Source organism: Streptomyces sp. NPDC025793 (assembly GCF_055558375.1).
Genome location: NZ_JBVHMR010000003.1, coordinates 482,859 through 506,129 on the forward strand (window position 1 = coordinate 482,859; position 23,271 = coordinate 506,129).

A 23,271-nucleotide genomic window follows, 5' to 3' on the forward strand; every position below is an offset into this window, starting at 1 on the left:
CCCACGCCATGTGACCCACCGCACCCCAACCCCCGCCCGAACCCCGGCAGACGTGAGCTTCGTCATCCCGCGGGCCGGGGCGCCCTGTCCAACTGCGGTAGGGAACGCGGCATATGACAGCGGCCTGCGCGGGAGCGACGCGGCTCACACCATTCCATCAGGGCGGGCAATGCCGCTATGGTCACCCGTCGATGGCCCGAGACCCTCGGCGCCGTCACGCCCTCGGGGGGAGGGAAGGAACCCGACACCATGCCCGTACCCGTACCGCGGCAGAGAGCGATCCCGGCCGTGGAGAGTGGTCAGGCGCAGGAGGCCGCCACCGCGGTCGGCGGCCCCCTCAAGGAAGAGGCCCACCGCGACGCCACGCCCACCAGCGGCACCGGCACCACTCTCACGCTGCTGCTGATCGAGGACGATCCGGCCGGCTCGCCGCTGGCGCACGAGTTGCAGGACTCGGCCGGCAAGCCGATCCGCGTGCGCACCGCCCGCAACCTCACCGAGGCCGAGCGGCTGCTCACCGACGACGTCCACTGCATCCTGCTGGACCTCGCGCTGTCCGCGCCCGCCCGCGACGACGCCGACGACGAGCTGGCCGTGCTCAAGCACGTGCTCCGGCTCGCGCCCCGGCACGCCGTGCTCGCGCTGACCGCCTCCGCCGACCCCGAGCGCGGCGCCGAGGCCGTGCGCGTGGGGGCCCAGGACTATCTCTTCCGGGACGAGCTGGACGGCCGGCTGCTGAGCCGCGCCATCCGGTACGCGGTGGAGAGGAAACGTTCCGACACCGCGGAACGGCGCCTCGCGGAGGGCCGGCTGCGCGCCCAGGAGAACCGCCGGCTGGAGCGCGGGCTGCTGCCCACGCCCCTGCTGGACGGCTCCGAGCTGCGCTTCGCCGCCCGCTACCGCCCCGGCCGCTCCCGGGCACTGCTCGGCGGCGACTTCTACGACGCCGTCCGCACGCCCGACGGCACGGTGCACGCGATGATCGGTGACGTCTGCGGCCACGGCCCGGACGAGGCCGCGCTCGGCGTGGAGCTGCGCATCGCCTGGCGGGCGCTGACGCTGGCCGGGCTGTGCGGGGACGAGCTGCTGAGCACGCTGCAGCAGGTGCTGGAGCACGAGCGCGCCGACGAGGAGATCTTCGCGACGCTGTGCACGGTCGACATCGCGCCGGACGGCCGCAGCGCGGGCCTGTGCCTGGCCGGGCACCCGGCACCGCTGCTCGCCCGTCCCGGGCGGGACGCGACGCTGCTTCCCTACGACAACAACGGCCCCGCGCTCGGGCTGCTGCCCGGGGCGCGCTGGCCGCGGATGCAGGTCGAGCTGGGGGCCGAGTGGAGCCTGATGCTCTACACCGACGGGCTGATCGAGGGGCGGGTCGGCGACGGCGGGGAGCGGCTGGGTCAGGACGGCATGGTGTCGATGATCCGGCGGCAGCTGTCCGAGGGGCTGCGGGGCGAGGCGCTGCTGCGGGCCGCGGTGGCCGAGGTCCGGCAGCTCAACGGGGGCGAGTTGACGGACGACGTGGCGGTCGTGCTGCTGGACCGGACGCTATGAGCGGTACCTCCCCGTAGGAGGTACCGCTCCGTCGCCGGCTGCCGGTCGGGGCGCTGCTTGTCAGCGGCCGCCGTTGTACGGCCCGTACGGACCGTCGCTGCTGCTGCCGCGGCCCCGCTTCCGGAAGCCCTTGCCGCCCGAGACCTGCTGGAGGGCCGGGCGGACGTCCACGAAGAAGACGATCGTGGCGACCAGGCCCGCGAGCTGGAGGAAGAGCCAGGGGACGAAGAGGTTCACCGCGACCGCGAGGCCCAGGATGATCAGCCAGAAGCCCTTGTTGTTCTTGTTCGCGGCGCGGTAGGCGTCCTCGCGGAAGATCGCCGCCATCACGAACGCCACGATGGCGAGCGCCAGCATGGCGGTGAAGATCAGCCACATCACTCCGCCGATTGCCGTTGTCAGCACAGTACCCACCACCCGAGTCGAGTCGTCCGTACAGCCACGGTACCCATACAACGGGCCGGACACCCCGAAGGTGCCCGGCCCGGTGCCGGCTCGTCGCGCGCGCTCACTTCGCGGGCGGCGTGGTCTTCTTCGCGGTGGTGCTCTTGCGCGGCGCCGGGGCCTTCTTGGCGGCCGGCTTCTTCTCGGCGGGCGCGGCCTCGGCCTCGGCGGGCTTCGGCTCCTCCTCCTTGACGGCGACCGGCTCGGGCCTGCCCTCGACGGCGATCGCGAAGTCCTCGATGTCCTCGGCGGCTTCGCCGCGCCAGGTCTTCACGGTCTGCTCGCCGTGCTCGGCGACCTTCTCGTAGGTCTCGCGGGCCTTGACGGCGTACTCGGCGGCGACGCCGACACCGCGCAGGGCGAGGTCCTGGGCCTGCTCGCCGAGCTTCTTCAGGTCCACGTCGAGGGTGCCGAGGAACTCGTTGACCTTGGTCTGCAGGGTCTCCTGCGCCTCCTTGGCGCGGGCGGCGGCCTTCTCCTGCACGGCCTTGGGGTCGGTGTTGCGCACGGCCTCGATGCGGGCCGGGGCCTCGGCGCGCAGCTGCTCGACCAGGGCGGGCACCTTCTTGGCCTGCTGGTAGGCGAGGTCGGCGGTACCGGCGGCGAAGTAGAGCGGAGTCGGGTCGCTGAGGGTCTTGCGCAGGTCGTCGGTGATGGCCATGGTGATCTGGTCCTCCCGGATTCGCGTTCGGCTGAGGGTTGGTGTGGTCCGCGGTGGGGCGGCCGGCGCCCTGGTCCGGTTATCCGGCCGTCCGCCGCGGACCGGCATCGACATCGCTTCTGCCGGCCGCGGCGCCGGCGCCGTCCGTGCCGCCGGCGCCGTGGTCCGCGCCCGCCGGGCCGTCCTCGGCCGCGTCGGGCTCGCCGCCCCCGAATCCGTTCTCCTTGCGGAAGGACTCGTAGATCTGGAGCAGCACCTGCTTCTGCCGCTCGTTGAGCGAGGGGTCGGCGAGAATGCCGGCGCGCGTCGCGCCTTCCCGGAGGCGTTCCTCCCCGTCCCGCTCCGCGTCGAGGATGCCGGCGCGCACGTACAGCGTCTCGGCGGAGATGCGCAGGGCCTTGGCGACCTGCTGGAGCACCTCCGCGCTGGGCTTGCGCAGCCCGCGCTCGATCTGGCTCAGGTACGGATTGGACACCCCGGCGGCGTCGGCGAGCTGCCGCAGCGACAGCTGGGCGTTCCGCCGCTGTTCGCGCAGGTACTCACCGAGATTGCCGACGTTCAGCGATGCCATGCCCCCACTGTGCCCCACCCATGCTAACAATTGCAAGCACCTTGCTTGCAAAAGTGTGTCGCGGGGTGGGGCACGGTGGCCGGCCGGTCACCGGGACAGCTGCGCCGGTTCGTCGAGGCGGGTCAGCTTGTGCGGGTTGCGGACGACGTAGAGACCGGTGATGCGGCCGTCGGCCACCGTGGCGCTGACCGCGCACGGCTCCCCGTCGAGGTCGATCCGGATCGCCGGTGCGCCGTTGAGCCACACCGGCGCGAAGTCCGACGTGACCTCGCCGGCGCGCGCCAGCAGCCCCGCGACCAGCTCGGCGCCGTGGAACGGCGTCAGCCCCGCGGCCACCACCCCGCCGCCGTCGGTGATCATGACCACGTCGGGCGCCATGACGTCCAGCAGCTCCTGCAGCCGCCCGGTGCGCAGCGCCAGCAGGAAGCGCTCCACCACGGCCCGCTGTTCCGAGCGGCTCACCGTCACCCGGGGCCGCCGGGCCGCCACGTGCGCGCGGGCCCGGCGGGCGATCTGCCGTACGGTGGCGGCCGGCCTGCCGACGGCCTCGGCGATCTCGCCGTACGGCAGGTCGAAGACCTCGCGCAGCACGAACACCGCGCGCTCGGTCGGCCCGAGGGTTTCGAGGACGGTCAGCACCGCCATCGACACACTCTCCGCGAGCTCGACGTCCTCCGCGACGTCCGGGCTGGTCAGCAGGGGTTCGGGCAGCCACTCGCCGACGTACTCCTCGCGTCTGCGCGCCAGGGTGCGCAGCCGGTTGAGCGACTGCCGGGTCACGGTGCGGACCAGGTACGACCGCGGGTCGCGGACCTCGGCCCGGTCGGCGCCCGCCCAGCGCAGCCAGGACTCCTGGAGCACGTCCTCGGCGTCGGCGGCCGAGCCGAGGATCTCGTAGGCGACCGTGAAGAGCAGGCTGCGGTGGGCGACGAAGGGGTCCTGCGCCGTCATGCCGTCGGGGCCGGGCCGGACGTCGCCGGGCGCCCGGCCAGGGGGATCTCGCAGGCGTCCGAGAAGCCCTGCGACTTCACTCCGAGTGCCGCGTTGTTCCTGGTCGAGAAGTTGGCGAAGGCGATCGCCGCCGTCAGCTCGACCAGTGCCGCCGGGCCGAGCCGGTCCAGCAGGCGCGCGACCAGCGCGTCGGTGACGGTCGGCGGGGTGTCCGTCATGCCCTCGGCGTACTCCAGCACGTCCCGCTCCAGCGGCGTGAACACGTCCGACTCCCGCCAGCGCGGCACCTGGCTCGCCTTGGTCAGGTCCAGGTCCTTGTGCTGCGCGAGGAAGTAGTTGATGTCGAGGCACCAGCCGCACCCGACCTGTGCCGCGACGGCCATGTGCGCGAACGTCTTGAGGCTGTCGTCGGCCATGTCCCACGCGGTCACCCGCGCCCCCATCTCCGAGCTCGCCCGGAAGACGTCGGGGTGGTGGCCGGTGGCCTCAAGGGGTTCGGGCACGAGGCCGTACTGCTCGATCATGCTCTCGCTCAGCTCGGCGGAGAGGTCCGCCTTCGGGACACGCAGTGCCATCGTCTTCTCCCGGTACGAACGGTACGAAGGGCTTGTCGCCATGAAGACACCGGCGGGATCCGGGATGTGACACCCCGGCCCGGATCAGTCGGCGACCGCGTCCTCGGGTGCCGTGCGGGCCAGGTCGGCGAGTGTGCCGAGCGCCTGGGCGAGGACGTCGCGCGGGGGTGTGGCGAGGCCCACGCGGACGGCGGCCGGGGCGTGGGCCTCGCCGACGGTGAACGCGGCCGCGGGCACGACCCCGATGCCGAGCCGGGCCGCGGCGGCGACGAACGTGTCCGCGCGCCAGCCGCCGGGCAGCCGCCACCAGCAGTGGAAGGAGCGGTCCTCGCCGCGCACGTCGAACCCGGCGAGCCGCCGGGCCGCGATCTCCTGCCGCACCACCGCCTCCCGCCGCTTGGCGGCCGCCAACTCCGCGGCCGTGCCGTCCTGTTGCCAGCGGTGGGCGGCCTCCAGCGCGAAGCGCATCGGGGTGCAGCCGCTCGCGCGCAGGGCGGCGGAGAGGGTCGGCGTGAGCGCGGCCGGGGCGACGGCGAAGCCCAGGGTCAGACCGGGGGCGAGCCGCTTGGACAGGCTGTCGACGAGGACGGTCCGCTCGGGCGCGTACGCGGCGAGCGGCCGGAGTTCGTCGCGCAGGAACCCCCAGATCGCGTCCTCCACGGCCGGCAGGGCGAGCCGCTCCAGGGTCTCGGCCAGCTCCACGACCCGCCGCTCGGGCAGGGTGAGCGAGAGCGGGTTGTGCACGCGCGGCTGGACGTAGACGGCGTGCAGCGGGGCGGCCGCGTGGGCCCGCGCCAGCGCCTGCGGGACCAGCCCGTCCTCGTCCATGGCCAGCGGGACGAGGGTGATGCCGAGCCGGGCCGCCACGGCCTTGATCACGGGGTACGTCAGCTCCTCGACGCCGAGGCGGCCGCCCGGGGGCACCAGGGCGGCGACGGCGGCCGAGACGGCCTGCCGGCCGTTGCCCGCGAACAGGATCCGCGCGGGGTCGGGTCGCCAGCCGCCGCGGGCGAGGAGGGCGGCGGCGGACTCCCGGACAGCGGGCAGCCCGGCCGCGCCGACCGGCCGCAGGGCGTGCGCGAGGGCGTCCGGGCGCAGCAGCCCGCCGAGCCCCTCGGCGAGCAGGGCGCTCTGCTCGGGTACGACGGGGTGGTTCAGCTCCAGGTCGATCCGGGCGAGCGCCGGTTCGCTGAGCGCGGGGGCGGGGCCGTCGGGCGTCGCGCGCACGAACGTGCCGCGGCCGACCTCGCCCACGGTCAGGCCGCGCCGGGCCAGTTCCCGGTACACGCGCGTGGCGGTGGAGCCGGCGATGCCGTGCCGCCTGGCGAACGCGCGCTGCGGGGGCAGGCGGTCGCCGGGCCGCAGGGTGCCGGCGCGGATCTCCTCGGCCACGGCGTCGGCGACGCTCCGGTAGTCCTTCACGGCACCCACCCCACCACATCATTGCACCGAGCGCAATCTTTTGATTGCACCGAGGTATTGAACTGACCTACGCTCGCCGCATGATCGAACCAAGTGGAGTGTTCGGCGTGGGCCTGGTGGCGCTCGGCATGGTCCTCACGCCCGGCCCGAACATGGTCTATCTCGTCTCGCGCAGCATCACCCAGGGCCGCCGGGCCGGGATGATCTCCCTCGGCGGGGTCGCCCTCGGCTTCCTGGTGTACCTGCTCGCCGCGAACCTGGGCCTGTCGGTCGTCTTCACCGCCGTACCCGAGCTGTACGTCACGGTGAAGCTGGCCGGCGCCGTCTACCTCGCGTACCTCGCCTGGAACGCCCTGAAGCCGGGTGGCGTCTCGGTCTTCGCCCCGCAGGACGTGCCGCACGACTCGCCGCGCAGGCTCTTCACGATGGGCCTGATGACGAATCTGCTCAACCCGAAGATCGCCGTCATGTACGTCTCCCTGATCCCCCAGTTCATCGACCTGGGCAAGGGCCACGTGCTGCTCCAGGGGCTCCTGCTCGGCTCGGTCCAGATCGTGGTGAGCATCGCGGTCAACCTGGCCGTCGTGCTCGCCGCCGGCACCATCGCCGTCTTCCTCGCCCGCCGCCCCTCCTGGCTCAGGGTGCAGCGCTGGGTGATGGGCACGGTGCTCGGCGGGCTCGCCCTCTCCCTGGCCGCCGACACCTCGGGTCCTGCCTAGGGCCTCTCGAAGCCGTCAGGATTCGAGAAGCGCCGGCGGCGCGGGCGGCGTTAGGTTGGCCGGCATGGACCTCACCGCGGCACGCGCCGCCGACAGCCACGACCTGATCCGGGTGCACGGCGCCCGGGAGAACAACCTCAAGGACGTCGACGTCGAGCTGCCCAAGCGCCGGCTGACGGTCTTCACCGGGGTATCCGGCTCCGGCAAGAGCTCACTGGTGTTCGACACGATCGCCGCCGAGTCGCAGCGGCTGATCAACGAGACGTACCCCGCGTTCGTCCAGGGCTTCATGCCGAACATGGCGCGCCCCGAGGTCGACGTGCTCGACGGGCTGACCACCGTGATCACCGTCGACCAGCAGCGGATGGGCGCCGACCCCCGCTCCACCGTCGGCACCGCCACCGACGCCAACGCCGTGCTGCGCATCCTCTTCAGTCGGCTCGGCACGCCGCACATCGGCTCGCCCAAGGCGTTCTCCTTCAACGTGGCCTCGATCAGCGGCGCCGGCGCGGTCACCGTCGAACGCGGCGGACAGCAGGTCAAGGAGCGGCGCAGCTTCAGCGTCACCGGCGGCATGTGCCCGCGCTGCGAGGGCCGGGGCACGGTCTCCGACCTCGACCTGACCCAGCTCTACGACGACTCCCTCTCCCTCAACGAGGGCGCGCTGACCATCCCCGGCTACAAGTCCGGCGGCTGGAACTACCGGCTCTACACCGAGTCCGGCCTGGTCGACCCCGACAAGCCGATCCGCACGTACACGAAGCGCGAACTCCAGGACTTCCTGCACAAGGAACCGACCCGGATGAAGATCGCGGGCATCAACATGACCTACGAGGGTCTGATCCCGCGCATCCAGAAGTCCATGCTCGCCAAGGACAAGGAGGGCATGCAGCCGCACATCCGGGCCTTCGTGGACCGCGCGGTCACGTTCGCCGTCTGCCCCGAGTGCGCGGGCACCCGGCTCACCGAGGCGGCCCGCTCCTCGAAGATCGCGGGCGTGAGCATCGCCGACGCGTGCGCGATGCAGATCAGCGACCTCGCCGCGTGGGTGCGCGGGCTGGCCGAGCCGTCGGTGGCGCCGCTGCTCGCCTCGCTGCGGCACACCCTGGACTCGTTCGTGGAGATCGGCCTCGGCTATCTCTCGCTGGACCGGCCGGCGGGCACGCTGTCGGGCGGCGAGGCGCAGCGCGTGAAGATGATCCGCCACCTGGGCTCCGCCCTGACCGACGTGACGTACGTCTTCGACGAGCCCACCACCGGCCTGCACCCGCACGACGTCCAGCGCATGAACGACCTGCTGCTGCGCCTGCGCGACAAGGGCAACACGGTCCTGGTCGTGGAGCACAAGCCGGAGGTCATCGCCATCGCCGACCACGTCGTGGACCTCGGCCCCGGCGCCGGTACGGCGGGCGGCACGGTGTGCTTCGAGGGGACCGTCGAGGCGCTGCGGGGCAGCGGCACCCTCACCGGCCGCCACCTGGACGACCGGGCCGCCGTGAAGGACACCGTGCGCAAGCCGACGGGGGCGCTGGAGATCCGGGGCGCGCGGACGCACAACCTCCAGGACGTCGACGTGGACATCCCGCTCGGCGTGCTGTGCGTGGTCACCGGCGTCGCGGGCTCCGGCAAGAGCTCGCTCGTGCACGGCTCGGTACCCAAGGGCCCCGGGAGTGCGGACGTGGTCTCCGTCGACCAGGCCCCGATCCGTGGCTCCCGGCGCAGCAACCCGGCGACGTACACAGGCCTGCTGGAGCCGGTCCGCAAGGCCTTCGCCAAGGCCAACGGCGTGAAGCCGGCCCTGTTCAGCGCCAACTCCGAGGGCGCGTGCCCCACCTGCAACGGCGCCGGGGTCGTCTACACCGACCTCGCGATGATGGCCGGTGTCGCCACGCCGTGCGAGGAGTGCGAGGGCAAGCGGTTCCAGGCCTCGGTGCTGGAGTACACGCTCGGCGGGCGGGACATCGCCCAGGTGCTGGCGATGTCGGTGACCGAGGCGGAGGAGTTCTTCGCCACGGGCGAGGCGCACATCCCGGCGGCCCACAGGATCCTCCGGCGGCTGACCGACGTCGGCCTCGGCTACCTGACCCTCGGCCAGCCCCTCACCACCCTCTCCGGCGGCGAGCGCCAGCGGCTGAAGCTGGCCACGCACATGGCCGACAAGGGCGGCGTCTACGTCCTGGACGAGCCGACTGCGGGCCTCCACCTGGCCGACGTCGAGCATCTCCTCGGCCTGCTCGACCAGTTGGTGGACTCCGGCAAGTCCGTCATCGTGGTCGAGCACCACCAGGCCGCCATGGCCCACGCCGACTGGATCATCGACCTCGGCCCGGGCGCCGGGCACGACGGGGGCCGGGTGGTGTTCGAGGGGACACCGGCGGAACTCGTCGCTGCGCGCTCGACGTTGACCGGGAAGCACTTGGCCACCTACGTGGGGGTGTGACAGAGGGCACGGTTGCCACCGGCCGGGCGCACGCCACCCCCGTCAGAACGGCAGCGGGCGGGAGTGGACGACGTCCAGGCGGGAGACGGCCCGGGTCAGGACCACGTACAGGCGATGTGCGCCGCGCGGCTCCGCCGCCGTGACCGACGCCGGTTCCACGGCCACGACATGGTCGTACTCCAGGCCCTTCACCATGCTCGCCGGGACGAGCGTGACCCGGGCGCCCAGGGTGTCCGGCCCGGACGTGGCGATGCCGGCCGCGCTCAGTGCCTCCCCCACGCCGGCCACCTCCTCGTCCGCCGCGACCACGCCCACCGAGCCCTCGTGGGCCAGCGCCTCACGGACCGCCGTCACCGTCGTACCGGGCACGTCCGTCGTCGGCCGCAGCCGCAACGCGCCGTCCGTGCGCAGGGACCGGGCCGCCGGGACCGCGACGTCCAGCCGGGACAGGAGGCGGTTGGCCAGGGTCACGACGGCCGCCGGTACCCGGAAGCCGGTGGTCAGCGGCACCACGCGCGCCTCCGGCTTGCCGAGGTGGCGGAGCTGGACGGACCAGTCGCGGGCGGCCCACGGGGTGGTGCCCTGGGCGAGGTCGCCGAGGACGGTCAGCGAGCCGAAGGCCGCCCGGCGGGCGATCGCCCGGCACTCCATGGGCGACAGGTCCTGCGCCTCGTCGACCACGATGTGCCCGTATCCCTCGGGGTGTTCGATCAGCCCGGACAGCTCGTCCAGCAGCACCAGGTCGGCGGCCGACCAGCGGGCCGACTTGTACGAGCGCGGCGGCCGGGGCCACAGCAGGGCCGACTGTTCGGCGGGGTCGAGGAGACCGTCCGCCGCCGGCGCCAGCACCCCCGCGTCCGAGAGGAGTTCGGTGAGCGCCTCCTCCGGGCGGACCCTCGGCCACACCGTGTCCAGACACGCGGTGAGCGGCCGGGCCCGCTCGATGCGGCGCACCCAGGCGGCGGGCAGCACCCCGGCGCGCCGCTCGGCCCGCTCCCGCAGGCGCCGTACCACCCGGGTGCGCACCCGCTCGCGCCCGACGGCGTACGGCGGCTCCTCGGCGCGCACCTCGGCCACGATCGCGGCCAGTTCGGCGGCGGGCACCCGCCAGCGGTGGGAGCCGTCGGGCACGGCGAGGTCGCTGAGACCGTCGGTGCTCACGCGCGCGTACAGCGCCCGGCGCAGCACCTCGGCCATGCGGGCGTCGTGCTTGAGCGCGGCGGCGGCCGGGGAGTCGGCGCCCGTGACGGGGTGGCGGGCGATCTCCTCCGGCAGCGTCGTCTGCCGGTACCCCCCGTCGGTCGCGCCGCGCCGCGCGCTCTCGCCGAGGGCCGGGAGCACCTCGGCGATGTAGTGCAGGAAGGTGCGGTTGGGGCCGAGGATCAGCAGGCCGGAGCGCTGGAGGCGCCTGCGGTGGGTGTAGAGGAGGTAGGCGGCGCGGTGCAGGCCGACGGCGGTCTTGCCGGTGCCGGGGGCGCCCTGCACGCAGACCGAGTCGGCGAGGGCGGCGCGGACGAGGTCGTCCTGTTCGGGCTGGATGGTGGCGGCGATGTCCCGCATGGGCCCGACCCGGGGCCGTTCGATCTCGCGGGCGACGATGTCGCTCGCCCTCGACTCGCCCCGGCCCAGGTACTCGTCCTCCAGCCCGGTCAGGTCGGCGGAGTCGCCCGCGCCGCCGGGCGCCCAGCCGAACCGGCGGCGCACCTCCACGCCCTGGGGATCGCGGGCGCTCGCCTGGTAGAAGGCGCGGGAGACGGGGGCCCGCCAGTCGACCACGAGGGGCGGGGCGGCCGGGTCCTCGGTGATGCGCAGGCGGCCGACGTGGTAGGCCATGCCGCCGTGCTCGGGGTGGTGCCCGGCGAAGTCCAGCCGGCCGAAGAAGAGCGGGCCCGGCGGGAGTTCGCGCATGGCCTTGGCCTGGCTGCGCAGCCGGTGGCCGAGGACCTCGGCGTCGGCGCCGGAGGCGGAGACGTCCTCGCCGATGACGACCTGCTCGGCGGCGCCCTCGACCATCGCGGTGAGGGCGGCACGACAGGCGTCGTGGTGGGCGCGCTCGGCGTGGAGGGTGTCCGTGAGGGCGGGGTCGGGTGGCGTCATGGCGCCAGCGTACCGCCATAACGTTACTGAGTTAAATTTTTAACCCGGTCTCACACAGTGCCTCTCAGCTGCGGGAGCCCCTCCGCCAGCCGCGCGAAGGCCCGCTCCGCCGCCCGCACGGCGTCCGGGGCCACGTCCTCCACGGCCTCCCCCGCCGCGATCCGCCGCCAGTTGTCCTGGGCGAGGATCCGCTGGACGGCGATGATCTGCCCGGCCGCGAGCCGCGCGTCCAGATCGCCGCCGAGCGCCTCGGCGAGCGCCGCCTCCGACCGCTCCTGGTGCCGGTACGCCCGCGCCACCAGGGACGGGGTGCCGTAGAGCAGGGTGTGGAAGGCGAGCACCTGCGGATGGCCGTTCAGGCCCGTGACCGGGTCGCGGCGCTCCAGCCCGGCGAGGAAGTGCCGGCGCAGCGCGTCCAGCGGGTCGGCGGCCCCGGCGACCACCCGGGCCGCCTCCGTCTCGTGGTCCGCGATCCGGTGCAGGACCAGGTCCTCCTTGGCCGGGAAGTACCGGAAGAGAGTCGGCTTGGAGATCCCGGCCGCCGCCGCGACCTCCGCCACGGACACCGCGTCGAAGCCCCGCTCCAGGAACAGCCGTACGGCGGTGTCCGACACGTCCTGGTACATCCGCTGCTTCTTGCGCTCGCGCAGGCCCATCTCTTCCATGCGGCCGAGCCTATGCGGGACCGCCGGGACGGGTGGGCCGGGCCAGTACGCGGGTGAGGTACGGGTTGGCCCGGCGCCACGACGGCAGTCCCCGTGACGACAGCCCCAGCGAGGCGGTGGCCGCCGCCAGGGTCATCGCGTACGAGTCGAGGGCGCGGCGGACGTTGGGGGCGTCCAGGCTCGCGCCGGTGACCAGGCGGTCGAGGTCGACATAGGCCGACCGGACGATCTCGATCCAACGGTAGACCCGCCAGTCCTCCTGCCAGTTGCGGGTGAACCGCTGGGACAGCCGGTTCTCCCAGCGACGGAACATACGGTCGCGGATCTCCGGCCGGGTCGGGGTGAGGTGCATGTGCCGGACCAGCTCGTACAGCGGGTCGCCGACCACGGCCATCTCCCAGTCGATGAGGGTCAGCGCCAGGGCGTCGTCGCGTCGCACCAGGTTCCAGGGGTTGAGGTCGCCGTGCAGCAGGGCGGGGTCGCGGTCGGTGACCCGGTGCCGGGCGAGGATCTCGCGCAGCCGGGGCGCGTCGGGCAGGCCGAGGAAGCGGGCCAGCCGCTGGGACTCCTTGGGCAGTCCGGCCACCAGCGCCACGAGCTGGTCGCTGAGCCAGCCGTAGAAGCCGGGCGGGTCGGCCACCGGATCGACCTGCCCGTAGTCGACCTCGGTGAGCCCGGCCAACTGGTCGACCAGGCCGTCCGCCTCGTGCGGGAACAGTCCGTTCACCGGGTGCTCGGGGCGTCGGCCCGTGTCGGACGATCCTTCGTAGGTGTGGATGGCGAAGAGGTCCCCGGAGTAGGTGCGGATACCGACGGGGTCCATCGAATGGCTCTCGCCCAATGCCAGCACCCGGGGCGCGGCCACGGCCGCGCCGGACCGCTCGATGGCCTGGAGCACGGCATGCTCGCTGAGGAATCTGCGCTCGCGCCGGGTGACGTTCGTGACCTCACGCCGGACGACGACCGGGAACCGGGTACCGGGGACTCGGAGCACCGTGTTGAGGTGCACGGTGCCCTTGAACACCCGGTCGGCCTGAGCCGCGCCCTCCAGGGTCAGGGCGTGGGCGACGGCGGAATGGGGGAAGTCCGGGTGTTCCGGGACCCGCCGGTCCGGCTTCCAGTCGATCGTCCGGGCGCCGGACCCCGGCCACGACCCGCCGCCGTCCGGCGCCCCGGCCCCTGCCGTCGTCCCGACGACGGACCGTACGGACGCCAGCCAGCGGAACAGGATCCGCTCGATCTCCCGCCGCCCCGGCACCCGGCCTAGCCGCAGCGGCTCCGCCGCCGCCTCCAGAGCCCGGCGCACCCAGGCTGTGGCCTCGTCCAGACCCTTCTGGTCGAAGGACTCCTCCAGCGACTTCGCGGCACGCATCACATCGGGGTACACGGACTGCGCCCGCTCGAAGGCGACGTAGTGCCGCAGATCGCGGCCCACGCCGTTGACGGCGGCGGGCCGCACCGCGCCCATGGCACGCACCCACGCCTCGACGACCTCGTCCCACTGGTGGTCCGGATACTGCGTCCGGACCAGGTGGATGGCGAGATCGTGCAACGGGTCGCCGTAACTGGCGAGTTCCCAGTCGACCCAGATCAGGGGAGAGTCACCGCCGTACGACATGATCACGTTGTCCCGGTGCAGGTCGGCGTGGAGCAGGCTGTAGGGGCGGCGGGACATCGAGGGGACCCGTTCGGCCAGCCGGACCAGGGCGTCCTCGGGGATGCCCAGCGCGGCGAACAGGCCACCGAAGCGGTGCCAGTTCGGCTTGCGGATCTGTACGTCGGCCATCCGGGCCAGGGTCTCCAGAAAGGCCTGGCTGTCGGTGTAGTTGCGGGGCCACAGGGACGGCAGGACCGGCAGCGCGGAGCGACGCACCCGGGCCGTCTGCGCGAGCAGGTCCGCCAGCGCCCGGATCAGCAGGCCGTCGACCGGTTTGCCGGCCCGGCAGACGCTGGAGAGCGGCACGCCTTCCACATAGCTGTGGATGGCGAAGCCCTCGCCCTGGACCAGGCACTCGGGCACGTTGGGCAGCACGCCCTTGATGGCTCGCAGGATCTGCGCCTCGCTCCGCCAGGTCCGGATCACCACGGGCAGCGCACCCGCGCGCGGGAGCCGCACGGTCACCGGCGTGCCCGACCTCAGGCCGAGCAGCCGGGCCATGGGCTCGGTGAGCGGCAACACATAGTTCTGGTTGTGGAAGCCGCCGCTGGGGCGCCCCCGCGCCGGGGCCTGGGCCGCGAACGCCGCACAGACCGCTTCACGCGAGGCCCGGCCGCCGCGCTCCCCGGCCGTGTCGCGGGGGACGGGTGGTGCGCCCACTGGCCGCTCCGGGAGTTCGATCGCGCTGTACTGGAGGGGGACGGGTCAGGCCGGGTCACCGTGTCTTCCCGTCTTCCCGGGGTGGAGCATCACAAGATTCGGGCGGGACGAAGAGTCAGGCGGGTGGTCTGCCCATCGTCCGCACCTGGTCCGGCCGAGGTCGGCCCGTTCGCCGTCCCGTGTGCGGAAACCCGAGCGATCGCTCAGACGGCTGGCCGGATGCTATCGCATACTCTCCCCTGTCCCGGCCTTGCCGCCCTCGGTGCCGTCCGTGCCACCGGCGCGGGCGGACTCGTCCGTCAGCAACTGCCAAGTGGCCTCGAACCACGCCGTCATGTCGCCCACGAAGGTCGACCCGGTCGAGTCCGTGCGGCCGTCGTGGACGTGGTGGGTCAGGGTCGCGCCGAGTCCCAGGACGTCCACCGCCTGGACCTCCTCGCCCATGTCGAGCATCACCGGCCGGACGATCGGTATGTACGGACCGTGCAGCACCTCGGAGCGGTTGATGATGTAGAGCTTGAACATCGGGGCCGAGGCGAGGTGGCGGAACTCGTACTCCACCGACGGGACGAGTTTCTCCGTGTGCAGCTCTCCGAGGACCTTGTCCAGGGAGGCGATGTGGGTCTCGGCGATGCTCCGCAGCCGTGTGCGCAGCCGTACGTCGTCCTTCCCGTCGTGCACTCCCCGCGGGTAGGGCAAGGTGTCGATCCCCGACGGGACGATCAGACGCAGCGCGATGCGCCGGGGTGCTATGAACCCGGCGCGGATCCGCTCCGCCTGCAAGTGGATGTGGGTGTTGAGGCTCTCCGACGTCAACGTGTAGATGTCCAGGGAGACTTCGGGTTGTTCGAACGCCTCGGCGATCAGCGGCCCGAGGGTCAGCTGACGCCGGGACCTGCTCGCCCTGGGTGTCGTGGACTGGATGCGCTGGTTCCGCACCACCCGGGAACCCTTGCCCTGCCGGGACTGGATCCAGCCCTCGCCGCGCAGCACACGCAGGACCCTTTGCACGGTGTCCCGTGAGACACCGAACTCCTTCGCCAGTGCGACCTGGGAGGGCAGGTAGGTGTCCACGGGGTAGAAGCCATCGGCCATCCGCGCCCGCAGTTCCTCCGCGACCCGGAGGAACTCGTGACCACCGGCCTCGCCCTGCTCGTCCCTCTCGTCCTTCCGGTCCACCGTCACACGCGGTACGTACCTCCCGCGCACCGGCGGCAAACACCTGACGGTCAGGCAACCAGTCAAATCAACTACACGGTTACTGGATCTAGTTGACCGGGCATGCCTGCCATAAGCAGTCAACTTCGCCAGCCAACAGGACGACTTGAGAGGTTGCCTGATCGCGTGGGCAGTACGGGGGTGGCAGTCGTGACGGTCCGTGTACTCGGGTTGGACATACAGATCGACGACGTGGGTCACCTCGTCATCTGGGGGGCCGGCCTGGCGGTGTCGCTGGCGGCCTGGCTCCGCAAGCGGGCCCGGCGTCGCCCGGAGGCCGTGGCCACGGACGACGCACGGCCCGGTGTCACCGGCCGCGCAGCATCCGCAGCAGCGGTTCCAGCGAGCCGACCACGCACCCGGCTCCGGCCTCCCGCAGGAGCTTCCTCTTGTGTTCGTTACGCGCGTAGCCGAGAAACGGCACGCCGGCGTCGTGCGCGGCGGTGAGGTCGGAGGGCGAGTCGCCGATCATCAGGGCCGCTCCGGGGGCCGAGCCCATCGCGGACAGCGCGCGGTTGAGGCAGTGCGGGTCGGGCTTGAGCAGGTGCAGGTCGGTCGTACGGCCGTAGATGTGGGGGGCGAAGCAGGAGGTGAGGCCGCGGCCGTTCAGGTAGGCGCGCACCACCGTCGGCGAGTTGTTGGTGGTGATGGCCAGCCGGGCGCCGACCGCGGTCCAGGTGCGTATCAGGGGGTCGGCGTAGGCGGTGGGCAGCGCGGATCCGGCAGCCCGCAGCTCCTCGTGGCTGAGCCGTTCCTCCAACTCGGCCACGAGGTCGCTGCCGGGGCGCCGACGGTCCACGGCGCGCAGCACCACATGCGGATCCAGCGAGCCGCGCTCGGAGTCGCTCAGCAGATTGTGCAGTCCCCGTCCGGCCAGCCAGTCCACCAGCTCGGCCGCCACCCGTTCCGCCGTGTGCCGGGCGAACAGCCGGCAGATCGGCCCGTCGAAGTCCCACAGCACGAAGCGGGCCGGTGTGATCAGTTCCCGAAGCTTTTCGATCTCGCCGGCATCAGAAGTCGCATCAGAAGTCACTAGGAGAGTGTCAGGTCCGACGTGATGGTTTCCCAGAGGGCGTCGAACCACTTCTGCGATTGCTCCACGAAGGCGGCGTCACGCTGCCCGGAGCGCCGCTCGAAGGAGAAGAGGAGCGACTCGGAACCCAGGGTGTCCCACATCTCCAGTGTCCCGCTGTCGGTCGGCTCCTCGCGCCGGCTGATCATGTAGTGCGCGAACAGCGCCTCCGCCCCGTTGAGCAGGTACAGCTTCACGGGCGGGGTGAACGGCAGCGCCCGGAAGGTGACCTGGACGTCGATGCCGTGGGTGCCGCGGAGCGCCTGGAGGTTGTACTGGAGGACCTGGCCCTGGGCGTTGCGCATCGCCAGCCAGCGCTGGTGCACGGCGTCGTCCTCCTCGCTCCCGGCGTCGACCGAGACCGGGAAGGCGAGGTTGATGTCCCGGCCGGGCAGCAGCACCCGGGCGTCTATCCGGTCGGGCTTGAGCCGCCCCTCGTGGATCAGCCGCAGCGGCTCGCCGAGCGCCGGGATCAGGCTCTGCGCGGTCAGACAGACGGCGTCGATGCGCACGTGCGACGCCGAGAACGCCTCGGTGAGCCGGGGCGCCAGCCCCACCATGGTCGGCTGCGGCCCCTCCCGGCCCTCGCCCGGCTCGGCGACCCGTGGCGGGCTGCCCTTGCTGACGTCGCTGAGCAGCCCGTCCTCCTGGAGCACGCGCAGCGCCTGGCGCACGGCACCCCGCTCGACCCCGAACTCCCCCGCCAGCACGGCCTGCGTGGGCAGCCGCGCACCGGGCCGCAGGGCACCCGTGCGGATGCGTTCGCGCAGGGTGTCGGCGATCTCCTGGGGCGTGCGCCTTCTGCTGCCGTTCACTGCCACATACTCCCGAGTCACGACCAAACGCTACAACTCTGATCCATCCAGGGAGAGTTGCCCAGAAGTTGTTCGCCCATAGCTGCCAAGCACCGGCAACTTGGCCGGAGTTGGCTGCCACCCACGCGCCCGCCGGCTACGCGCCGAACCGCAGCTCCGAACTGATCGTCCCCCACAGCGCGTCGAACCACCGCCGGGACTGCTCCACGAACGCCGCGTCCCGCGCCCCGGCGTCCCCCTCGAAGGCGAACAGCACCGAGCGCGTGCCGTCGGCGTCGTACAGCTCCAGATGCTCGTGCTCGATCTCCCGCTCACGGCGCTTGAGCGTGTAGTACGCGAACAGCGCCTCCGCGTCGTTGAGCAGATACAGCTTCACGGGCGGGGTGAACGGCAGCGCCCGGAAGGAGACCCGGACGTCGATGCCGTGCGTGGTGAGCAGGGCCAGCAGGTTCTGCCGCAGCACCTGCCCCTGGGCGTTGCGCTGGGCCAGCCAGCGGCGGCGCAGCAGGCCCCCGTCGTCGGCGGCCACCGGCGCCGGAAAGGCGAGGTCGATGTCCCGGCTGGGCAGCAGCACCCGGACGTCGATCTTGGCCGGTTTCAGCCGTCCCGCGTGGATCTGTCGCAGGGGCTCGCCGACGGCCAGCGTGAGCGAGACGGAGGTCAGGCAGAGCGCGTCGATCCGCACGTGCGGCGCGGCGAAGGCGGCCGCGATGCGCGGGGTGAGCCCGACCATGGTGGGCTGCGGCGCGGCGGCCGGTCCGGACACGAAAGCCACAGGCCCGAGCGCGGGGGCCACGGTCGCCGGACTGCCCTTGGACACGTTGATGAGCAGCTGCTCGGCCTGAAGGATGCGCAGCGCCTCCCGTACGGCCCCGCGCTCGACGCCGAACTCGTCGGCCAGCTTGGCCTGCGTGGGCATGCGCTGGCCCGGCCGCAGCACGCCGGACCTGATCCGGCTGCGCAGTTCGTCGGCGATGTCACGGTGGGACGAGCGGGGCCGCTGTGGCCTCGTCCGTCCATGGGACAAGACGTGCTCCGGGTCCACGGACAAACACTACAACTTCCCGCCAACTTCTGGCAGTTCGGCGACAGCTGGTTATGAGCCGCTTCCGCGCGGAGATAAGTACAGTGAAGTTGGCTGCCAACTTGCAGGACATGGTCGAGCTTCCCCAGTGGTTGGCCGACCGGGCTTCCTTCCGGAGGGGAGCCGGGAGCCCGGGCAGGGGACGGCCACCGAAGCGCACAGTCACAACTGAACAGGACATGAGACAAACAGCACAGCCACAACTGAACACCGCACAGCACAGCCACAACTGAACAGCTCGCTACGGATAGCAGTCATGAACAGCCATGAACAGTCAGGGCAGCCGGGAGAAGGGAACCGTCAGAAGAGGTCCGGGCACCACGGGAGCCCGGGCGAGCGGAACAGGGCGTCGGCCTTCCGGGCGGCGCCCTCTCGTTCTTCCCGCACCCGCCCGAGCGCCACGAGCCGCCGCAGCGACTCCCCGCCGAGCCACACACTGCTCAACTCGCCCACGCCGAGAGTGAGATCGGCGCTCGCGGACGTGACCGTGCAGGAGGCCGTGCCGTCCGCCGAGGCCTCCAGCCGGAACCGCCCGCCGGCCGGCCCCTCCGGGTCGGCGACCTCCAGAACCACCGACCCCGCCGCCTCGTACGTCCGCGCCTCCAGGGCCCGTACGACGTCCAGGATCCGCAGCCACAGCCAGTCCGTGTGCTCGGTGAGGCGGGCCGCGCGCGGGTCGGGCAGGAACTGGGGCAGCAGGTCGTCCGGGGCGCGCCGGTCACTGGTCACCCGGGCCACCCAGTCGATCGAGCACAGGAAGTGCCACAGGGCGCGCTCGGCGGCCGGGGTGGTGGCGAGCATCCAGTTCACGGCCAGGGTGTCCCCCGGCTGATTGCCCGGCCAGTCGTGCTCCGCCGTGCGGTACGACACCAGACCCTCGACCTCGCCGGAGGCGGAGCGGTACACCGCGTGGTACGGCTCGGTCCAGTCCGGGCCGGAGCGCAGAACGCCGGTCGTCAGGTCCCACCACACCGGGACACGGCTGACCGCGCCGGGCGTGGCGGCCCGGAACCGCTCGTGCAGCGCGGGCCCCAGCGTGCGCACCTCGGCGCCGTCGGCCAGATCGATCCGGCCCCCGCCCTCGGGCCCGGCCCAGCGCCGGTCGAGCCCCGCCCGGAGCGCCTCGACGGTCCACTTGACGGACCAGGCCGCCGGGCCGAAGCCGTAGCGGCCGTAGATCGGGTACTCGGCGGCGATCAGCGTGGCGACGACGTCACCGCGCTCCTTCGCCGCGGCGAGGTCCCGGCCCAGCATCTGGGTGAGCAGGCCCCGGCGCCGGTGCGTGGGACTCACGGTGACGCCCGAGACGGCGTTCGCGGGGACGAACGCGCCGCCGACTGCGGTGAGTTCCTGCCGGAAGGAGCAGAGCGTCGCCACGCACCGGTCGCCGTCGAAGGCGCCGGTCCGCCGGGCCGACGCCTCGGCGTCCGTGCGGCGGCTGCGCTCCAGCTGGTCCGCGCTCACGGTGGGCGGACTCAGGAACCCGGTGCTCACGGCCCGCAGCCAGTTCTCGTGCTCGGACTCGCCGACAGTGCGTATCACCAGGTCGCTCATCACCTCACGATAGGCACGCGACCCGCCGGGCGTCGCCCCCTTTTCAGCTCAGCAGGTCGTCCACCGTGGCCTCGCCCACCCGGTACCGGCGGGCGATCTCCCCGCTGCACTCGTCGGTGGTCTGCTGCAGCCGCTGCCGGCGCCGCGAGACCTCCTGCTCGTAGCGCACCAACCGCCCCATGGCACTGCTCAGTTCGAGATCGGTCCGCGCCGCGAGATCGCTCAGCTCGACCTCGCCGAGCATCTCGGCGGCCAGCTGCCGGTACTCCTCGTTGTGCGGGGTGCCGAGCGTGACATGGCGGGCCGAGGAGCGATACCGGGCCGGGGCGTCCTTGAGGATCTCCGGGAGCCGGTCCACCACCGAGCCGTCGGCCGGCGCGGGCAGCGAGGCCCGGCCGCGCCGGCACAGCTCCGCGCGGAGGATGTCGATCCGTCCCTGGAGCAGCCGCCGCACATAGCTGAGGTCCGCCTCGTCGCGCTGGGCGTCCCGGCGCAGGGTGCGCAGCTCGGGCAGGCCGAGCCGGGCCAGTTCGCGCTCGCCGGGCTCGGCGGGCGGCACGGGGCTCGACGGGCTGTCGGCGCGCTGCGTGGGAGCCCGGTACGTCACCTCCGGCATCCCCTGGACCCCTTGGACCCCCTGGAGCTCCAGCCGCCCGCTGGTACTAGGTGTGCTCATCGTGGTTCTGACCGTCCCCTCGACCGGCGTGTGGTAAGCATCGTGCCACCCCGACCGACCGCAATGTGACCGAGTGCCCCCGAACAGCCCCAGATGGGCGGTAAGGATTGATAATGGGCCGCCTGTGACCACGAGCGGGACACCCGGCATGATGGTCCGCATGCGAGCGGTGGTGCAGCGGGTGGACGGCGCGAGCGTCGTCGTGGACGGCGAGACGGTCGGCGCGATCGAGGGCGAGGGGCTGTGCGTCCTGGTCGGGGTGACCCACGAGGACACCAAGGAGAAGGCGGCCCAGCTGGCCCGCAAGCTGTGGTCGATCCGCATGCTCCAGGACGAGCGGTCGTGCAGCGACGTCGACGCCCCGCTGCTGGTCATCAGCCAGTTCACCCTCTACGGCGACGCCCGCAAGGGCCGCCGCCCCACGTGGAACGCGGCGGCCCCGGGCGATGTCGCCGAGCCCCTGGTCGGCGAGGTGGTGTCCCAACTGCGGGCCCTCGGCGCGACGGTGGCGACGGGCCGGTTCGGGGCGCGGATGCGGGTGTCCCTGACGAACGACGGCCCCTTCACGGTGCTGCTGGAGATGTGACGACGCCGCAGGACCGGCCTACGGCTCGACCACGACCTCCTGCGCGGCGGCGGTGTCACCGGCGATCAGCCGCGCGTCCACCGGCACATTGCGCTTGACCAGCGCCAGCGCCACCGGCCCCAGTTCGTGGTGGCGTACGGACGTCGTCACGAACCCGATCCTGCGCCCGTCGGGCCCGTCGTCCGCGAGGCGGATCTCGGTTCCCGCGCCGGGCAGATGGACGTCGCTCCCGTCCAGGTGCAGGAAGACCAGCCGGCGCGGCGGCTTGCCCAGGTTCTGCACCCGGGCCACGGTCTCCTGCCCCCGGTAGCAGCCCTTCTGCAGGTGCACCGCCGTACCGATCCAGCCCAGCTCGTGCGGAATGGTCCGGTGGTCGGTCTCGAAGCCGAGCCGGGGCCGGTGCTGCTCGACGCGCAGCGCCTCGTACGCGAGCAGCCCGGCGGCGGGCCCGTGGGAGGCCGCGAAGGACTCCAGGTCGGCCCTCGGCAGGAACAGGTCCCGCCCGTACGCCGTCTCCCGTACGACGACGCCGTCCGGCACCTCGGCGATGGACCCGGCGGGCAGGTGGACGACCGCGAAGTCGTCCGTCCGGTCGGCGACCTCGACCCGGTAGAAGAACTTCATCGACTCCAGGTAGGCGAGGAGCGCCTCCCGCGTCCCGGGCTCCACGTGCGCCCACACCGTCGTACCGTCGTCGACCAGGTACAGGGCGTGCTCGATGTGCCCGTGCGCGGACAGGATCAGCGCCTCGGTGGCCTCGCCGGGCGGCAGCTCGCTGACGTGCTGGGTGAGGAGCAGGTGCAGCCAGCTCAGCCGGTCGTCACCGGTGACCGTGATGACGCCGCGATGGGACAGGTCCACGAAGCCGTCGCCCTCGGCGAGGGCACGCTGCTCGCGGAACAGGTCGCCGTAGTGGGCGGCGACACCTTCGTCCACGCCCTCGGCGGGGACGGCACCGGGCAGGGACAGCAGAGGGCTCTTCATACGGCCAGCCTACGACGCGGTAGTTGAACTCTTCAGGGAGCAGTCCTTGCAGCGGCCGAAGATCGCGAAGTGCTTCATGTCGGTGTCGAACCCGAACTGCGCCCGCAGCTTGGCGGTGAACTCCGACGCGACCGCCACATCGGCCTCGATCACGCTCTCGCAGTCCCGGCACACCAGATGCAGATGGTGATGCCGGTCGGCGAGGTGATAGGTGGGCGCCCCGTGCCCGAGGTGGGCGTGGCTGACCAGGCCCAGCTCCTCCAGCAGCTCCAGCGTCCGGTAGACGGTGGAGATGTTGACCCCCGACGCCGTCTTCTTCACTTCCGTGAGGATGTCGTCGGGGGTCGCGTGCTCAAGGGTGTCCACGGCTTCGAGCACGAGCTGCCGCTGCGGCGTCAGCCGGTAGCCACGCTGCCTGAGGTCACTCTTCCAGTCGGTGCTCACCACACCGACGAGTCTAGAACCACGCCCGTCACACCGGGAGCCGGTCCTCTTCGGCCGCATGAGTGGTTAGCTCGATAATTCGTTATTCAGGATGAATTCCGTGGGTAGCTTCGCGGCGACCTGTCGCCCCCAACACGGAGGTATCCATGCACGTCCGCAGAATCCTGGCCCTCGCGGTCGCCACCCCTGTCCTGCTCGCCACGCTCGGCGCGACCGCGGCGTCCGCCCGCCCCGGGCCCACGGCCGACGACCAGCCCGCCGCCGGGGACATCTGGTCCCGGCCCGACCCCCACCGCAACCACCCCGGGCACGACCCGAAGCCGAAGTCCGCCGACGACGACATGGACGCGGAGGACGGTCTCGTCGGCGGTCTCGCGGGTGGACTGCTGGGACGCGTGTGAAGCCGCGTGTGATCAGGAAAG

22 protein-coding genes are annotated in these 23,271 nt (G+C 72.4%); 5 read left to right on the plus strand and 17 right to left on the minus strand.

Annotated features, from left to right (window positions below; translation table 11 throughout):
- Positions 1-249: 249 nt before the first annotated feature.
- Positions 250-1,554: a PP2C family protein-serine/threonine phosphatase gene (locus ACZ4MF_RS09725; protein WP_467491416.1), complete on the plus strand. Its 1,305-nt coding sequence runs from the start codon at positions 250-252 to the stop codon at positions 1,552-1,554.
- Between the two features lie 60 nt (positions 1,555-1,614).
- Here the strand turns inward: ACZ4MF_RS09725 and ACZ4MF_RS09730 are convergent, their stop codons facing one another.
- The 6 genes from ACZ4MF_RS09730 to ACZ4MF_RS09755 all read right to left on the minus strand — a co-directional run bounded on the left by ACZ4MF_RS09730 (position 1,615) and on the right by ACZ4MF_RS09755 (position 6,178).
- Positions 1,615-1,932, minus strand: coding sequence for a DUF2516 family protein (locus ACZ4MF_RS09730; RefSeq protein WP_467491577.1), 318 nt, complete (start codon positions 1,930-1,932; stop codon positions 1,615-1,617).
- Between the two features lie 130 nt (positions 1,933-2,062).
- Positions 2,063-2,659: a hypothetical protein gene (locus tag ACZ4MF_RS09735; protein WP_467491418.1), complete on the minus strand. Its 597-nt coding sequence runs from the start codon at positions 2,657-2,659 to the stop codon at positions 2,063-2,065.
- Positions 2,660-2,738: 79 nt separating this feature from the next.
- Positions 2,739-3,230 carry a helix-turn-helix domain-containing protein gene (locus tag ACZ4MF_RS09740; RefSeq protein WP_467491420.1) on the minus strand — a complete coding sequence of 164 codons (492 nt, stop codon included), beginning with the start codon at positions 3,228-3,230 and terminating at the stop codon, positions 2,739-2,741.
- A gap of 87 nt (positions 3,231-3,317) precedes the next feature.
- Positions 3,318-4,181: an RNA polymerase sigma-70 factor gene (locus tag ACZ4MF_RS09745; RefSeq protein WP_467491422.1), complete on the minus strand. Its 864-nt coding sequence runs from the start codon at positions 4,179-4,181 to the stop codon at positions 3,318-3,320.
- Positions 4,178-4,756 (minus strand): carboxymuconolactone decarboxylase family protein, encoded by a 579-nt coding sequence (locus ACZ4MF_RS09750; protein ID WP_467491424.1) that lies wholly within the window; start codon positions 4,754-4,756, stop codon positions 4,178-4,180. The genes ACZ4MF_RS09745 and ACZ4MF_RS09750 overlap by 4 nt, the downstream gene beginning before the upstream one ends.
- Positions 4,757-4,840: 84 nt before the next feature.
- Positions 4,841-6,178 carry an aminotransferase-like domain-containing protein gene (locus tag ACZ4MF_RS09755; protein WP_467491426.1) on the minus strand — a complete coding sequence of 446 codons (1,338 nt, stop codon included), beginning with the start codon at positions 6,176-6,178 and terminating at the stop codon, positions 4,841-4,843.
- Positions 6,179-6,258: 80 nt separating this feature from the next.
- Here ACZ4MF_RS09755 and ACZ4MF_RS09760 point away from each other — a divergent pair, with 80 nt between their 5' ends.
- Entirely contained in the window at positions 6,259-6,897 is a 639-nt protein-coding gene (locus ACZ4MF_RS09760) for a LysE family translocator (RefSeq protein ID WP_467491428.1), read from the plus strand.
- Positions 6,898-6,961: 64 nt separating this feature from the next.
- Entirely contained in the window at positions 6,962-9,337 is a 2,376-nt protein-coding gene (locus ACZ4MF_RS09765) for an ATP-binding cassette domain-containing protein (RefSeq protein WP_467491430.1), read from the plus strand.
- A 42-nt stretch (positions 9,338-9,379) separates the two neighbouring features.
- Here the strand turns inward: ACZ4MF_RS09765 and ACZ4MF_RS09770 are convergent, their stop codons facing one another.
- From ACZ4MF_RS09770 to ACZ4MF_RS09810, 9 genes are all read right to left on the minus strand, one after another.
- Positions 9,380-11,434: a HelD family protein gene (locus ACZ4MF_RS09770; protein WP_467491432.1), complete on the minus strand. Its 2,055-nt coding sequence runs from the start codon at positions 11,432-11,434 to the stop codon at positions 9,380-9,382.
- A 50-nt stretch (positions 11,435-11,484) separates the two neighbouring features.
- Positions 11,485-12,099, minus strand: coding sequence for a TetR family transcriptional regulator (locus ACZ4MF_RS09775; protein WP_467491434.1), 615 nt, complete (start codon positions 12,097-12,099; stop codon positions 11,485-11,487).
- Between the two features lie 10 nt (positions 12,100-12,109).
- A complete protein-coding gene (locus ACZ4MF_RS09780; RefSeq protein WP_467491436.1) occupies positions 12,110-14,416 on the minus strand; it encodes a phosphotransferase family protein in 2,307 nt (768 codons plus the stop codon).
- Between the two features lie 222 nt (positions 14,417-14,638).
- On the minus strand, positions 14,639-15,601 hold the full coding sequence (locus ACZ4MF_RS09785) for a GntR family transcriptional regulator (RefSeq protein ID WP_467491438.1): 963 nt from the start codon (positions 15,599-15,601) through the stop codon (positions 14,639-14,641).
- Between the two features lie 340 nt (positions 15,602-15,941).
- Positions 15,942-16,667: an HAD family hydrolase gene (locus tag ACZ4MF_RS09790; protein WP_467491440.1), complete on the minus strand. Its 726-nt coding sequence runs from the start codon at positions 16,665-16,667 to the stop codon at positions 15,942-15,944.
- Complete coding sequence (locus ACZ4MF_RS09795; RefSeq protein WP_467491442.1) at positions 16,667-17,548, minus strand: FadR/GntR family transcriptional regulator; 882 nt, start codon at positions 17,546-17,548, stop codon at positions 16,667-16,669. The genes ACZ4MF_RS09790 and ACZ4MF_RS09795 overlap by 1 nt, the downstream gene beginning before the upstream one ends.
- Before the next feature lie 109 nt (positions 17,549-17,657).
- On the minus strand, positions 17,658-18,548 hold the full coding sequence (locus ACZ4MF_RS09800) for a winged helix-turn-helix domain-containing protein (protein WP_467491444.1): 891 nt from the start codon (positions 18,546-18,548) through the stop codon (positions 17,658-17,660).
- Positions 18,549-18,905: 357 nt separating this feature from the next.
- Positions 18,906-20,159 carry a GNAT family N-acetyltransferase gene (locus ACZ4MF_RS09805; RefSeq protein ID WP_467491446.1) on the minus strand — a complete coding sequence of 418 codons (1,254 nt, stop codon included), beginning with the start codon at positions 20,157-20,159 and terminating at the stop codon, positions 18,906-18,908.
- Between the two features lie 43 nt (positions 20,160-20,202).
- Positions 20,203-20,835, minus strand: coding sequence for an RsiG family protein (locus tag ACZ4MF_RS09810; protein WP_467491448.1), 633 nt, complete (start codon positions 20,833-20,835; stop codon positions 20,203-20,205).
- Positions 20,836-20,995: 160 nt separating this feature from the next.
- Here ACZ4MF_RS09810 and dtd point away from each other — a divergent pair, with 160 nt between their 5' ends.
- Positions 20,996-21,421, plus strand: a complete 426-nt coding sequence (gene dtd, locus ACZ4MF_RS09815; RefSeq protein WP_467491450.1) for a D-aminoacyl-tRNA deacylase — start codon at positions 20,996-20,998, stop codon at positions 21,419-21,421.
- A gap of 18 nt (positions 21,422-21,439) precedes the next feature.
- Here the strand turns inward: dtd and ygfZ are convergent, their stop codons facing one another.
- On the minus strand, positions 21,440-22,405 hold the full coding sequence (gene ygfZ / locus ACZ4MF_RS09820) for a CAF17-like 4Fe-4S cluster assembly/insertion protein YgfZ (protein WP_467491452.1): 966 nt from the start codon (positions 22,403-22,405) through the stop codon (positions 21,440-21,442).
- 9 nt (positions 22,406-22,414) lie between these two features.
- The gene (locus tag ACZ4MF_RS09825; RefSeq protein ID WP_356020427.1) at positions 22,415-22,852 is read right to left on the minus strand and encodes a Fur family transcriptional regulator; all 438 of its coding nucleotides are present in this window, start codon (positions 22,850-22,852) and stop codon (positions 22,415-22,417) included.
- Between the two features lie 143 nt (positions 22,853-22,995).
- Between ACZ4MF_RS09825 and ACZ4MF_RS09830 the strand changes: the two genes are divergently transcribed.
- Positions 22,996-23,250, plus strand: coding sequence for a hypothetical protein (locus ACZ4MF_RS09830; RefSeq protein WP_467491454.1), 255 nt, complete (start codon positions 22,996-22,998; stop codon positions 23,248-23,250).
- The last annotated feature ends 21 nt before the right edge of the window (positions 23,251-23,271 follow it).